Here is a 13,550-nt window from a genome sequence, read left to right as displayed (position 1 = left end):
TTGTGATATAATTTGGACAAGTACATGGTAGGTTTCCATAACTGATCCAGGTGAAATATGCTGGTCGGCTCTGGGGATATTCGGAAAGGAGTATAACGATGAAATCAATATATCAGCAGGCATTGGGAGAGGAATTTGAGAGGCTTCACCCGGAATTAAAGAAAAAGTTCGGTTTGACGAGTGATCAGCATTTGATGATTCTTGGTCAGGGGAGAATGCAGGAGATAAGAGGTACGCACCCTGTCCTTCGGCCTCTTCTGCAATTCGGTGTCCGCGATCATTTGGTATTCGGTGAAAGAGGGAAAGACGTTCCTTTCACGATAGAGAATTATGCATATCAGGATGAACAGGGGCGGGAAACAGTCAGTTGGATCCGGCGTTTCTTCTTTCCTTATGCTATTCGCGGTTTTGACGCTGCTATGCATTTTAATGAAGAGAAGCAGACAATCGTCGATGAACTCGGTAAAAGCGGAAACGTTCAGACGAGTTTGTCCATGCATGTTACCCCGGAAGGCGGCCTTTATATGGAATCTGCCGGTCTCCAGTTAAAAGAAAAGACGGTTTTAAATGCTGTCACCTCTGTTTATGAACACTTTGATGAGAGGGAGAATGCCATCCGTGTTCACGTGCATGTGGAACATCCGGCACTGGGGACACTTCTCATGTATGAAGGAACGGTCCATGTCGAATATTTACCGATGACAGTCCGTAACATTCCTGAGCGGGGACTGTTGGAATAGAGGAGGGATGAAGTGGGAAAGGAAAAAGATGAACAAGTGTACACGGATTTTTCTACGAGTATGACTTACGGGGAATACCTTGGATTGGACGAACTCCTCTCTGCCCAGAAGCGGCTTTCTGAACACCACGACGAAATGCTGTTCATCATCATCCATCAGGTGAGTGAGCTGTGGATGAAGTTGATTCTTCATGAACTTCAAGCTTCTATTCAGTCAATACGAAATAAGAACATACAGCCAGCATTCAAGATGCTCGCACGAGTGTCAAGCATTCAGAAACAGATCATTCAGGCCTGGGATGTGCTTTCCACGTTGACGCCGGCAGAGTACATGGAGTTTCGTCATACTTTGGGCAAAGCATCCGGATTCCAATCGTTTCAGTATCGCATGATAGAATTCTCCCTTGGATATAAGACACCCCATGTATTAAGGATATATGAGAAAAATCCGGAGTTACATAAGCAGTTGCAGTCCGCCTACGAAGCACCGGGTATATATGACGTGGCAATTGCGGAGCTTGCAAGAGCCGGCTTTTCCATTGACTCCCGCAGCGATTATACACAGACATATAGGCGAAATGAAAAAGTAGAGGCAGCCTGGGCCGCGGTTTATCAGGATGTCGAACGTTATTGGGAGCTGTATCAACTTGCGGAAAAGTTGGTTGATATCGAAGACAGCCTGCAGCAATGGCGATTCAGGCACATGAAGACGGTTGAGCGTATTATTGGTCACAAACAGGGGACCGGTGGTTCTTCAGGCGTAGGTTATTTGAAGAAAGTATTGGATCACCGTTTCTTCCCGGAGCTTTGGGACGTCCGGACCCGTATTTAATCGACAGAAAAGACTGAATATGACTGCGTGATTAAAATATTATTACATTTGTGTTACAATAGGTTGTGCAATCATTATTAAACAAAGAGGTAATTTCTATGAATCAACCTATTATATATATATTTGGTATCGCAGTCTTGTTCTTGTCCGCCTGTTCCTTCATAGCCAATGCCAACGAGGATAAAGACGGGAAGCAATCGACTAAAATGCCTATCTATGATGTAGATATTGAATCGGATGTAGAAGATTATCAGGATTACCACATCTCCATCCAATATCCTGATACCCCCAACAATCAAATCGACCAAAAAATTACGGATTATGTGAATCAGCGTAAAGCCATGTTTAAGCAGAAAAGCTATTTGAGTACACAAGAGCAGGAAATGGATCAGCCTACGGAATTGCAAATAAACTTTGAAGTCATCCATCAGGACCATCGTTATTTTAATGTGCGCTTTCTTGAAACGATGAGGATAGGATCAGAAGAGCCCATCGAAATGCAGACCGTTTTGAATTTTGATAAGAAAACGGGCTCTGCCATTGATATGGAGAAAATATTTAAAGCGGACAAGGATTATTTAGGTATGGCGGAAGAGCTTGCACGCGAGGAGCTGGACGACGAATCTGTTCAGATCGATCCTCGAAACCTGACCTTGTCAGACAAAGGAATCCTCTTGTACTTGGATCAATCGAAGGAAGACTGGCCGGATCATCTGCTTCTGAAGAGGAAAGAAGTAAAGGAATGGCTGAAGGAAGAGTATCTGGAAAACCTCGGACAGAATCAAACAGCTGAAGGGAAGCATTAAGCGAAAGAGTCTTTTCCCTTAATGGCGAGGAGCTTTAAAAAACTGTCAAGGAACTCAGTAAAATAACAAGCGGAAGAGGCCGGATGTGAAAACATCCGGCCTCTTTCTTATGTGTCTAATTTTTCTTTAATCCATTGCCCCCATCGTTCGAACTCGACTAAAAACCCATCATGGCCGAAATCAGTCGTCACATGATAATGCTCCGCTTGGGGTGCAAGAGCAGAGAAGCGGGCGATTAAACTTTCCGGATAAAGGAGGTCATGTTCGAAACTGATGGTATAAATAGGTGCTTCATAAAGGGCGGCTGCTGCTTCCCATCCTCCTCGTTTTTTTCCAATATCATGGTTATTCATAGCTTCAAGCAAGTATAAATAGCTGTTGGCATCGAAACGTTCTTTGATCTTGGCTCCCTGATGATCGAGGTAGGACTGGATATCATAACGATCTTCTTTGGCCTGTGATCGGTCGAACCGCTGCTGAAAAAGTGTACCACTGCGGTATGTGACCATTCCGGTCATGCGCGCTATTTCAAAACCCTGCAGAGCTGTATTGGATTCGTAATTTCCTCCATTGAATGCGGGATCGGAGCATATGGCTTTTGATCCTATGTGGTTGAAGGCAATCCCGTAATCGCTCAAATAAGGAGTGGCTGCGAGAATAAACAGCTTCTTCATAAAGGTCGGGTACAGCAGACCCCATTCATATGCCTGCATACCGCCCAGTGATCCCCCGACGACTGCCTCTAACTGCTGAATACCCAGTCTTCTAAGCGCTTCAAATTGGGCGTTAACCATGTCCCGGATGGTAACAGGTGGGAATGTTTGTTTGTATTCCTTACCGGTGTCAGGGTTTATGCTCGCGGGTCCTGTAGAACCGTGACAGCCGCCGAGCACGTTGAAGGTAATGACTTGATAGTGTTTCGTATCGATGGGACAGTCGTCTCCGATCAAGCCAGCCCACCAGCCAGGTTCTTCCTTTGATCCGACTGCCAATTGGTTTCCCGTCAACGCATGGCAGACTAAAATGACAGGAGCATCCGCTTTACCATAACGCTCGTAAGCGAGTTCTACATCAGTCAGCCGATCTCCTGACTCTAATTCCAAAGGACCAATGGAAAGGACTGGACTTTCTGTTTCCTGGCTGACTGGGTTTTTCAATGACATGAACGAATTCTCCTTTCCGTAATGCTTTCGATTAGACCGATTGTAGAGAGGAGGAGATGCTTTTTCCTGTACGAACCGCTACGACAGCGTCATATATTCGTATACCGGAAATCGTGGTTTCCTCATCCTCCGCTATTGCCTCATTAATCCACAAAATTCCGTGCGGCTGCTGCTCGATAATCGGTTCATCTGTGTTCAACCGGTCAAAATGAAGGATATCCACATAAGTAGGTGCCTCTTCTTCTGAGGATAGATCCACAATCGTATAGCCGAGTTGAGCAAGTCTGTTTACATCCTCCGGAGAAGGACTTGTGGTAAACCCGATCGTTCTTTTCCTCAGTTGGCCTTCTGAACGATCCAAGGATGATTGTAGAATCGGCAGTGCTGGATGGTTCCTGTTTTTACTTGCCGACCCAGCACCTGTAGCTTGGCGGATGGCAGCATCCAATTCATCAATCAAGTCATCAACCGACTCCAGGCCTACAGACAGACGCACGAGCTCCTCGGTGACGCCCGATTTCTTCAGGTCATGCTCGTTCAACTGTTGGTGTGTGGTGGATGCGGGATGAATAATTAACGATTTTGCATCGCCGACGTTAGCTACATGGGACCACAATCCGATGTTGTCTATCAGTGTACGACCAGCTTCCCTGCCGCCTGAAATACCAAAAACGACGATGGAGCCGTGGCCGTAATGGAAGTACTTCTCAGCAAGGGGGTGGGTAGGATGATCGGGTAATCCCGGATAACGCACCCACTCGACTCCTTCATGTTTTTCTAAATACCTGGCAATCTCGAGTGCCTGATCCGCATGCTTTTTAATTCGGAGATGCAGCGTCTCCAACCCTTGCAGCAACAGGAAAGCATTTTGCGGGCTTAGGCATGCCCCGATATCCCGGAGAAGTTGGACGCGGAGTTTAACCGCGTAGGCTGCGGGACCGAGATCGGCGTAGCGGATTCCATTGTAGCTCTCATCCGGAGTTGTAAATCCAGGGAACTTCTCGTGGTCCCAGTTAAAACGGCCGCTGTCAATGACGACACCGCCAATCGTCGTGCCGTGTCCCCCGATCCATTTCGTAGCGGAGTGGACGACGATATCCGCGCCCCATGCGAAAGGTTGGCATACATAAGGGGTGGCAAAGGTGTTATCGATAATAAGTGGGATGTGATGACTGTGGGCTACAGCTGCCACTTTCTCGATATCGAGAACATCCAGACTCGGATTTCCAATCGTTTCCGCGAAAATTGCCTTTGTATTTGAGGTAATGGCTGCTTGGAAGTCGTCATGGCTGCTGCCTTCAATGAAACGAACATGGATTCCATACCTCGGAAGGGTATGGACGAAGAGGTTGTATGTGCCGCCGTAAAGGTTGGAGGAAGCAACGATTTCATCTCCGGCTCCTGCAATATTCAAAATGGCGAGTGTGATCGCTGACATTCCGGAAGAAGTAGCTACAGCTGCGGCTCCGTCTTCCAATAAAGCCATCCGCTGCTCGAAAGCATCCACGGTCGGGTTCATGATCCGCGTATAAATGTTTCCCGGTTCTGCAAGGGCGAACAGGTTCTGAGCGTGGTCTGTGTCTCGGAAGACATAAGAGGTCGTTTGATAAATCGGCACTGCGCGGGAACCGGTAGCCGGGTCTGGCTCCTGTCCGCCGTGTAACAACAAAGTCTCTGGACCGTACGGGTGGTTAGGGAAAGTCATCAATCATTCTCCTCCTTGGATTGTTGTTCCTAGGAACCTCTACCTTGGTGGCGGAAGGCAAACGAAAAGCCCTCTTCTGTAAGAAAGAAGAGGGCTGTATGTACGGATTACCTCCCCTTATCTTTCAGATCACCGGATCTGTAGGATTTAGCACCTTTTCAAGTCTATGCTTGATGGTTGCCGGGCGTCGTAGGGCCTAGTCCCTCTGCCGCTCTCGATAAGAGTGTATTCGATTAGTCTGACTTGTTTGAAATTATATACGTGTGCCTGTGCAATGTCAAACCCTTTCTCTGAGGCCTTTGATGTTTGAGTATGCATCCAGCTGGGAATGCTCTTACTACATTCAAAAATAGTAGAGGAGTGAAGATAGAATGAAAGAATATAGTGTAGTCCCAAATAAAGACGTAACAGGCTGGTTTGTTAAAATCGAAGACGTGGCTCCGACAAATCTTTACGATGAACGTGATACTGCCATCGAAAAGGCTGAAGAAATGGCGAAAGGAAATTCACCAAGCAAGCTTTCCATTATGAATCAGAATCACGAAGTAGAAGAAGAGCGCACGTACTAATACATGACTCCCGGAAACGGGAGTTTTTTTATGTTATGAATCTGGTAGAGTGGAAGCAGGATTAGTAGCAAAGAAGAGGGGATCTTTATGGACAATCGCTATGATGTGGTCATTACAGGTGCACGGGTGGCAGGCGCGAGTTTAGCAGTTCTGCTTGGAAAACTCGGAAAAAAAGTACTTCTTATAGATAAAGCTCCTTTCCCGAGTGATACGTTATCAACTCATTATATGTCGCATACCGGTTACTTAGAAGAACTCGGCATTTTAGACAAATTGCTGGCTGGCGGCCTGCGGAAGGTGGATCGGATGAGGACACATATCGGTTCCAGTTACATAGATGGCCCGAGGTCTGCCTACACGGTCATACCAAAGCGTGACCGCCTGGATATGCTTCTTATAGAACGCACCTTCCTGTACGAGGGAGTAACCTTTCTTTCAGAGACAGCTGTGCGGGAGGTTTTGTGGGATCAAGACCGCATGGTAGGGGTGAGGATAAAAGGGAAAGGGAGAGAGAAAGAGGTGTATGGTGATTTAATTGTCGGAGCAGATGGTAAACATTCGACGATCGCCCGCCAGGCAGGTGCGGAAGTGTATCACGATACACCGCCTCTCAGACCAGTGCTGTACGGATATTTTGAGGGAATTCCCCCTTTGGAAACGCCTACTACGGAAATATTTCTTCATGAAGGAAGAATCGGCTTTTTGTTCCCAATGGAACAAGGAAGAGATTGTATCGGTCTTGAGGTTCATCCGGATGAGTTTAAAACTATGATGAAAGATTCCCCCGAAGCGTTTGTCCGTATGTACAAGCAGCTGTATGGAATGGAAAAGCGGTTGGAGAATGCCCGTTTGCAAGGAAGTATCATCGGGACCTCAGGGGTGCCTAACTTTTTCCGTAAACCTTATGGAAACGGATGGGCCCTGATCGGCGATGCAGGTCACAGTAAAGACCCAAGTACAGGACTTGGGATTAATGATGCTTTCATGCAGGCGTTTCTGCTCGCAGATGCGTGCATGCGGATCGATGCAGGTGATGACAGGGAAGTGGTCATGGAAGCTTTCCAGAAAAAGCGGGATGAACACCTCTTCCCGGGCTTTCAGTTGACGCTGGATTATATCCACTCGTTAAAAAGGTTCTCGAAGAATGAACTTGCCCTGTTTCAAGCGATGGCTGCCAACCCGATGGTATGGAACAAAGTGGCGCCGAAATTGGGGGATTATTTGAGAGAAGGGACCAGAGACTTTCCTCTGCTTTACCAATCTGTCGAAATGGAAGCGGAAGCATTCGGATATGACAAGGATTCCTCTCCCTGACGGCGAACTATATAAAGAGAGGTGATGGGGATGGAATGGACGAAAGAAACCGCATATGCAAAGCTGCAAGAGGTTTATACAGATAAGGTCATGCAGGAGGAGAAGCGGAGAGTGTTCCAACAAGTTTACCGGCACCTTCGTGAACATTTGGATGATCTATGTGTCAGTCATGGTTTAAAGGAGCAGGCGGAGAAACAGCTTGGATTCTTTAAGGAATATACGTTCATGCCGGGAGATAATCTGTTTCAATCCATGCGTCACGTTTTTCTGTTGGCAAGAGGCGAAAGAAAAGAGGAAGAGGCAGTGACCAGGCAGCACTTGGAACGGATCTATCGCGCGCTTTATCAGCCGGCAGGTTTGAAGAATCCATATATCCCGGATTCGTTTTGGGATACACCGGTCGGGGTAGCTTGTCTTGTTGCGGAAGAAGGAATTGAAGCGGCTTATCCTGTGCTCGATCAAATCATGGAAGCGGAGAAATAAAACCAAAGCCAGTCAAATTTGTGACTGGCTTTGGTTTGCTTACGCAGTGGTTTTGGAGTCGGTGTGCTCCGGGCTTTCCACGGGGCGTCCGGTGCTCCTCGTAGCTTTTATCTACCAGGGACCTGTCTGTTTCCGCTGATCCAGTTGCCCATTTTCATGTCCCAAGATTGTCCTACTATAAGTCAAGGAACGAGAGAGTGTTTGAACAAGAAACGTTTTTACATATGCGGAGAGGATTATTGTTCTATCTTTATCCTCTCCAGTTTCCACACAGGTTTGTAATCTTAGATTCTGTAGAAAAGGCGGAGCTCCTGCAGGAATCCTTTATAATCCTCGAGGGGTTCTAAATTGGCAGCGAGAGCTTTCAAAATGGCGGGACGTGGCTCCTCCCGTTTGATCTCTTCCATCAATACAGTTAACGTATCCGCTGTATCGCGGTCTGCCTCTTTTTTTCTGGTCTTTAATTCTTCGAGGAAGAACTTTTTACGATTGTCTGTAAAAGCATCCGGCAAAATGTTCTTAATAAAGGATTCGTTGATGACTGGTTGGTCATTGTGCTTCTCGAACCCTTCCACTATATAATCCGCGTATCTTAACATGGAACGCGAAATTGCTTCATAGTCTACGTCAGCTGCTTCAATAATAATTAAATCCATATAACCCTTCAGTATTCCCTGCATTAACAGGCTGACTTCCCAGAGGATATCCTCTTTGTCTTCTCCGTAGATTTTCCTTAGATGGTAATGGTAGAAGAGGTAGGATTGAAGTCGTGTTTTATTGATGAACTCCTCAATATTGTCATTGAACGGAATGGCCTGCTCGCGGATCTGCATTATTATGAAATCTCTGTGCGCTGCTAACTCTTCATAGGTGACCTGCATCTGTTTCAGGAAGGTTTGGCGGGCATCTAAATTTAATTCATTAATGCTGTCGATCTTCCCTTGAATTTGATCATAGTAATAGTGGAAAATGTCCATCAGCAAGGCGTCTTTTGACTTGAAGTGAAGGTAGAATGCACCTTTCGATATTCCGCATTGTGTAGCAATTTCCTGTACTGATGTCGAGCTGAACCCTTTTTTGGCAAACAACTTGATTGACTGTTCAATGATATAGGTGGACTTCGGTTCCATATATGTTTCGCTCCTTTGACGTTGAAAAAAGGTGGACTTCCCACTTGACCATGACTGTTCGGTCATATATATTATATTGGTGAGTGACTGAACGGTCAAATGGAAGGGGAGAGTTCTTTTATGAAAAAATCATCGATTTTTCGATGAATAACAAATTCGCTGTTTGGCTCATGACAATTCTGATTACAGCCGCCGGACTGTATGCGGGATTGAATATGAAGTTGGAAACCATTCCAAACATAGAGCCGCCGATTATAACAGTGACTACTACTTACCCGGGTGCGACACCCGAAGAAGTGGCATCCGAAATATCAGAACCACTGGAGCAACAGGTCGGTAACTTGAGTGGTGTAAAGACGGTAAGTTCGACCTCCTATCAGAATGCATCTTCACTTCAGCTGGAGTACAGCTTTGATAAGAGCTTGGACGAAGCGGAAGACGAGCTGCAAGAGGCAGTTGCGGATGTCGCCCTGCCTGAGGATGCTCAGGAGCCGTCCGTGTCCCGCTTGAACTTCAATGCTTTTCCTGTCGTAAGCTTCAGTGCCATCGATAAAGATGCCTCTTTGGAAGAACTGACGCAGGAAATGGAAGACACTGTCGTACCGGCACTTGAAGGTCTGGAGGGAGTTGCAGATGTTCAAGTTTCCGGACAACAGCTGAAAGAAGTCCGTATGACACTGGATGAGGACGCGCTTGCAGAACGCGGTCTTGATTCAGAGACGATCAAGAACTTGATACAAGGTTCGAATGTCAATTTCCCATTAGGGCTGTTTACGTTCGATGATTCACAGAAATCTGTCGTTCTGGATGGCAGTGTAGCCAATATAGAAGAATTGAAAGAATTAGAGATTCCTGCTGTACCTGCTTCTGGAGGCGGGGAAGCGCAGCAGGCCCCGGGCGGCCAGAACAGCCCGACAGGCACCGATCAGGCACAAACGACTTCTTCCATCCCGACAGTAGCGCTTGGAGACATCGCTGATATTGAAGTCGTTGGAGAAGCGGAATCCATTTCCAGAACCAATGGAGAAAATTCTATTGCTGTTCAAATCGTCAAGTCGCAGGAAGCGAATACAGTTGATGTCGTAAATGCGGTGAAAGCAGAGACAGAAGACCTCCAAACGGAATTGGACGGAGTGGAGTTTATTTATTCCTTCGACCAAGGAGAACCGATTGAAGAATCTGTCAGCACGATGCTGAATAAAGCGTTGTTTGGTGGAATCTTCGCTGTCATCGTCATTCTGTTGTTCTTAAGAAATATTAAAACGACTATCATATCTATTATTTCGATCCCTCTATCCCTGCTGATCGGGATCATTATCCTTAATCAAATGAATATTACGCTGAATATCATGACGCTTGGAGCTATGACGGTCGCCATCGGACGTGTCGTCGATGATTCCATTGTTGTTGTAGAAAACATATACAGGCGAATGTCTCTGCCTGGAGAATCATTGCGGGGCAAAGCGCTGATCAGGGAATCGACAAGAGAAATGTTCATGCCGATTCTTTCTTCGACGCTCGTAACCATCGCGGTGTTCCTGCCGCTTGGGCTTGTGGAAGGAACGGTCGGACAGATATTCCTTCCATTCGCTTTGACAGTAGTATTTGCTTTGCTGGCTTCTTTACTCGTTGCTGTCACCATTGTACCGATGCTGTCCCATACGTTATTGAAAAGCGATAAAATTAAGCAACAGCCTCATGAAGAGGGCGGCGGCCGGCTCGCTCGCTGGTATAAGTCAATATTGACCAAGGCTTTGAATCATAAGATCATTACATCGATTATCGCTGTTGCTGTATTGGTCGGGAGCATAGCCTTACTTCCTCTTGTCGGAACGAGTTTCCTTCCTGATCAGGAGCAGAAGATGGTCATCGCGACGTATAACCCGGAACCGGGTCAGACATTAGAGGATGTAGAGGCAGTTGCTGATGAAGCGCAGGACTTCTTCCTCGACCGTGATGGGGCGGAAACAATCCAGTATTCCGTCGGTGGAGAAAACCCAATGAACCCGGGTGCGTCGAATCAAGCGATGTTCTTCGTAGAATACAACGATGACACGGAAGCTTTTGACAAAGAAACGGAAACGGTCATTAAGGAATTAAACGCGAACTCAGATCAGGGAGAGTGGGTAAGCCAGGACTTCTCTGGTACTGGTTCAAGCAGTAACTTGGAGCTGAGGGTATATGGAGAAAATATCGATGAAATCAAGCCGGTTGTGACAGAGCTGGAAGATCTTCTTTCACAAGAAGATAACCTTCGTAATGTCGACTCCAGCCTTTCAGAATCCTACGATGAATATACACTCGTAGTGGATCACGATAAACTGAGTGAACTTGGCGTTACGGCTGCCCAGGTAGGAATGGAACTCAGCCAAAATAGAGAAGAACCTGTTCTGACAACTGTGCAGCAGGATGGAGAAGACTTGAACGTTTACTTAAACGTGGAGGAACCGGAATTATCAACGATAGAAGACTTGACCTCGCGGGAAATTCAAACGCCGCTAGGCCAGACGGTTCCGGTTTCTGAAGTGGTTGAAGTGGAAGAAGGAACGACTGCGGATACGATTACTCGTCGAGACAATCGTGTGTATGCGAGTGTCAGTGCAGAAATTACGGTAGACGACGTCGGAGCCGTTTCGGGTGACGTTTATGACAAAGCACAGGATATCGATACACCGTCCGGCGTAGAAATCACCCAGGGCGGAGTAGCCGAAGACATTGCTGATTCCTTCTCCCAACTAGGATTGGCCATGCTTGCTGCCATTGCAATCGTCTATTTGATTCTGGTCATCTTCTTTGGTGGAGGACTTGCGCCGCTTGCCATTTTGTTCTCGCTGCCATTCACCATCATTGGAGCGGTGCTTGGGCTGCTTATCAGCGGAGAAACCTTGAGTATTTCCGCTATGATTGGAGCACTCATGCTGATTGGTATCGTAGTAACGAACGCAATTGTACTAATTGACCGTGTCATCCATAAAGAGAAAGAAGGATTTACGACACGCGAAGCCTTGATTGATGCAGGTGTGACAAGACTCCGTCCGATTCTGATGACGGCATTAGCCACGATCGGCGCGCTGCTTCCGCTTGCGCTTGGTTTTGAAGGCGGTTCGATCATCAGTAAAGGGCTGGGTGTGACGGTAATCGGAGGTCTGGCAAGCTCGACGCTGCTGACACTGTTGATTGTTCCGTTGGTTTATGAGATTTTGTCTAAATTCCGCAAGAAAAAGCGGGTAACAGTAGAAGAGTAGGCGACTTCCGTACTATGTCCCTTGTTGAATAGTAAGTGGTAAAATAAGAACATCCTTGGATTGTCCGGGGGTGTTCTTTTTTCATGAAAGAGCATTCTACGAAAAGGAATATGGAGGTGGCTTAATTGGATCACTATGAGATTACGATCGTCGGTGCAGGGCTTGCTGGTATTACGGCAGCCAGAAGGTTTAAAAAACAAGGCCGGGATAATTTCGTTCTTGTAGATAAAGGAAGAAGTGTCGGCGGACGTCTCGCTACCCGTCGTGTCGCTCAGGGGAAGGCGGATCACGGCGCCCAGTTCTTCACAGTGAGGACCGAAGAGCTGGAGGAGGAAACGCAGGAGTGGCTCGATGAGGGGTGGGTGAAACGTTGGTTCGGGGAGGACTATCCTCGCTACACAGCAGTCGATGGAATGAACGGGTTAGCCAAACAGCTCGCCCAAAATATCCGTACTTCCTTACATACGAAGGTCGTCAAGCTGATGGAAATAGACGGCGGCTATCGTTTGTTTGGGGAAGATGGCGCAGAATGGCAGTCCGACAAAGTTCTGTTCACAATGCCGGCTCCGCAGGTTGTGGAGTTGATACGAAACAGTAATCTTGATATGGATCCTTCTTCTTGGAAACAGCTGAAGGATATCTTGTTTGAGCCTACTTATGTCGGGATTTATCATTTCAATGAAGCGACGGGTCTTCCGGATGGAGGTCATCTGGATAAGGATCTCCCGGAGGGCGTGGAACGGGTGGTTGACCATCAGAAAAAAGGAATATCTGAAGATCCTGTTGTCAGTGTTTATATGCAGGGGGATTGGTCCAGAAAGCATTATGGGGAAGATTATGTACTTTCCCTGATTAAGGACAAGGTCGATACTTACCTCGACTGGAGTCATTTAGAGTCGGAGCAGCTGAAGCGTTGGCGGTATGCGCAGGCGAAGAAGGTCGTCCAACAATCCTATCTCGATTTGTCGGGAGACGGTCGCCTCGTCGCAGCCGGGGATGCTTTCCTTCGCCCGAATGATCAGGCGGGGAGGACCAGACTCGAAAGTGCCTATCTATCCGGCAAAGACGCTGCGGCTTTTCTAAGCTGGTAATAACGTAAAAAAGCTCTCTGTGCGCAGAGAGCTTTTTTGATTAAAGAGCGAGGCGGTAAAGGATCAGCTCGCTTTTCTATAATATTTCTGCAGACGCTTCATCCGGCTGAATGTATAGACGGCGAGTCCTGCCCATATCAGACTGAAGGATACAGCGTGTACGGATGTGAACGGTTCTTCATAGAGGAAGACGCCGATCAAAAGCATGATAGTCGGAGCGAAGTACTGCAGGAAGCCGACCATGGACAAGGGGATTCGCTTCGCTCCTGCCCCGAATAAGAGCAGCGGGATGGCTGTGACGATACCGGAACCAAGTACGAGAAGAGTTGTTGATGAAAACACAGTGATTTCTTCCCATTGCCCATATTGTCGTTGAAGAAGAAAGGCAACGGACACAGGAGTTACAATCATGGTTTCTAATGCAAGTCCGAACATAGCGTGGAGCGGGACGAGCTTCTTCAGTAGTCCATACG

At 47.1% G+C, this 13,550-nt stretch carries 12 protein-coding genes and 1 riboswitch; of the genes, 8 read left to right on the top strand and 4 right to left on the bottom strand.

What is annotated here, in order from left to right; genetic code table 11:
• The first annotated feature begins 98 nt into the window (after window positions 1-98).
• The 3 genes from D479_RS03535 to D479_RS03525 all read left to right on the top strand — a co-directional run bounded on the left by D479_RS03535 (window position 99) and on the right by D479_RS03525 (window position 2,377).
• On the top strand, window positions 99-740 hold the full coding sequence (locus D479_RS03535) for a DUF4166 domain-containing protein (RefSeq protein ID WP_008633713.1): 642 nt from the start codon (window positions 99-101) through the stop codon (window positions 738-740).
• A gap of 12 nt (window positions 741-752) precedes the next feature.
• Entirely contained in the window at window positions 753-1,571 is an 819-nt protein-coding gene (gene kynA / locus D479_RS03530) for a tryptophan 2,3-dioxygenase (RefSeq protein ID WP_008633712.1), read from the top strand.
• A 98-nt stretch (window positions 1,572-1,669) separates the two neighbouring features.
• Window positions 1,670-2,377, top strand: a complete 708-nt coding sequence (locus D479_RS03525) for a hypothetical protein (protein ID WP_008633711.1) — start codon at window positions 1,670-1,672, stop codon at window positions 2,375-2,377.
• Window positions 2,378-2,484: 107 nt separating this feature from the next.
• Here the strand turns inward: D479_RS03525 and D479_RS03520 are convergent, their stop codons facing one another.
• Both D479_RS03520 and D479_RS03515 read right to left on the bottom strand, forming a co-directional pair.
• A complete protein-coding gene (locus D479_RS03520) occupies window positions 2,485-3,540 on the bottom strand; it encodes a homoserine O-acetyltransferase (RefSeq protein ID WP_008633710.1) in 1,056 nt (351 codons plus the stop codon).
• Window positions 3,541-3,571: 31 nt separating this feature from the next.
• Entirely contained in the window at window positions 3,572-5,245 is a 1,674-nt protein-coding gene (locus tag D479_RS03515) for an O-acetylhomoserine aminocarboxypropyltransferase/cysteine synthase family protein (RefSeq protein ID WP_008633709.1), read from the bottom strand.
• Window positions 5,246-5,359: 114 nt separating this feature from the next.
• Window positions 5,360-5,469, bottom strand: a riboswitch (SAM riboswitch).
• A 147-nt stretch (window positions 5,470-5,616) separates the two neighbouring features.
• Here D479_RS03515 and D479_RS03510 point away from each other — a divergent pair.
• From D479_RS03510 to D479_RS03500, 3 genes are all read left to right on the top strand, one after another.
• Window positions 5,617-5,814: a DUF2188 domain-containing protein gene (locus D479_RS03510; RefSeq protein WP_008633708.1), complete on the top strand. Its 198-nt coding sequence runs from the start codon at window positions 5,617-5,619 to the stop codon at window positions 5,812-5,814.
• 87 nt (window positions 5,815-5,901) lie between these two features.
• Window positions 5,902-7,128, top strand: a complete 1,227-nt coding sequence (locus tag D479_RS03505; RefSeq protein ID WP_008633706.1) for an NAD(P)/FAD-dependent oxidoreductase — start codon at window positions 5,902-5,904, stop codon at window positions 7,126-7,128.
• A 30-nt stretch (window positions 7,129-7,158) separates the two neighbouring features.
• The gene (locus D479_RS03500) at window positions 7,159-7,611 is read left to right on the top strand and encodes a hypothetical protein (protein WP_008633705.1); all 453 of its coding nucleotides are present in this window, start codon (window positions 7,159-7,161) and stop codon (window positions 7,609-7,611) included.
• A gap of 284 nt (window positions 7,612-7,895) precedes the next feature.
• Here the strand turns inward: D479_RS03500 and D479_RS03495 are convergent, their stop codons facing one another.
• Window positions 7,896-8,741, bottom strand: coding sequence for a TetR/AcrR family transcriptional regulator (locus tag D479_RS03495; RefSeq protein ID WP_008633704.1), 846 nt, complete (start codon window positions 8,739-8,741; stop codon window positions 7,896-7,898).
• Window positions 8,742-8,824: 83 nt separating this feature from the next.
• On the opposite strand from D479_RS03495, the gene D479_RS03490 reads away from it, so the two are divergent.
• Both D479_RS03490 and D479_RS03485 read left to right on the top strand, forming a co-directional pair.
• Window positions 8,825-11,986: an efflux RND transporter permease subunit gene (locus D479_RS03490; RefSeq protein ID WP_277422398.1), complete on the top strand. Its 3,162-nt coding sequence runs from the start codon at window positions 8,825-8,827 to the stop codon at window positions 11,984-11,986.
• Between the two features lie 125 nt (window positions 11,987-12,111).
• The gene (locus tag D479_RS03485; RefSeq protein WP_008633702.1) at window positions 12,112-13,077 is read left to right on the top strand and encodes an NAD(P)-binding protein; all 966 of its coding nucleotides are present in this window, start codon (window positions 12,112-12,114) and stop codon (window positions 13,075-13,077) included.
• Between the two features lie 63 nt (window positions 13,078-13,140).
• Here D479_RS03485 and D479_RS03480 read toward each other — a convergent pair.
• Window positions 13,141-13,550 (bottom strand): EamA family transporter (locus tag D479_RS03480; RefSeq protein WP_008633700.1); only part of this gene is annotated, 410 nt, incomplete at its 5' end.

This window comes from Halobacillus sp. BAB-2008, assembly GCF_000328325.1.
Taxonomy (GTDB): domain Bacteria; phylum Bacillota; class Bacilli; order Bacillales; family Halobacillaceae; genus Halobacillus.
Note: the sequence above shows the minus strand (reverse complement) of the source record. Positions and strands in the feature narration are given on the sequence as shown.

Excerpts from the sequence above, each read along its gene's own strand:
- D479_RS03500 (WP_008633705.1), top strand. The coding sequence starts at position 7,159 with ATGGAATGGACGAAAGAAACCGCATATGCAAAGCTGCAAGAGGTTTAT.
- D479_RS03510 (WP_008633708.1), top strand. The coding sequence starts at position 5,617 with ATGAAAGAATATAGTGTAGTCCCAAATAAAGACGTAACAGGCTGGTTT.
- D479_RS03525 (WP_008633711.1), top strand. The coding sequence starts at position 1,670 with ATGAATCAACCTATTATATATATATTTGGTATCGCAGTCTTGTTCTTG.
- D479_RS03495 (WP_008633704.1), bottom strand. The coding sequence starts at position 8,741 with ATGGAACCGAAGTCCACCTATATCATTGAACAGTCAATCAAGTTGTTT.
- D479_RS03505 (WP_008633706.1), top strand. The coding sequence starts at position 5,902 with ATGGACAATCGCTATGATGTGGTCATTACAGGTGCACGGGTGGCAGGC.
- D479_RS03515 (WP_008633709.1), bottom strand. The coding sequence starts at position 5,245 with ATGACTTTCCCTAACCACCCGTACGGTCCAGAGACTTTGTTGTTACAC.
- D479_RS03535 (WP_008633713.1), top strand. The coding sequence starts at position 99 with ATGAAATCAATATATCAGCAGGCATTGGGAGAGGAATTTGAGAGGCTT.
- D479_RS03520 (WP_008633710.1), bottom strand. The coding sequence starts at position 3,540 with ATGTCATTGAAAAACCCAGTCAGCCAGGAAACAGAAAGTCCAGTCCTT.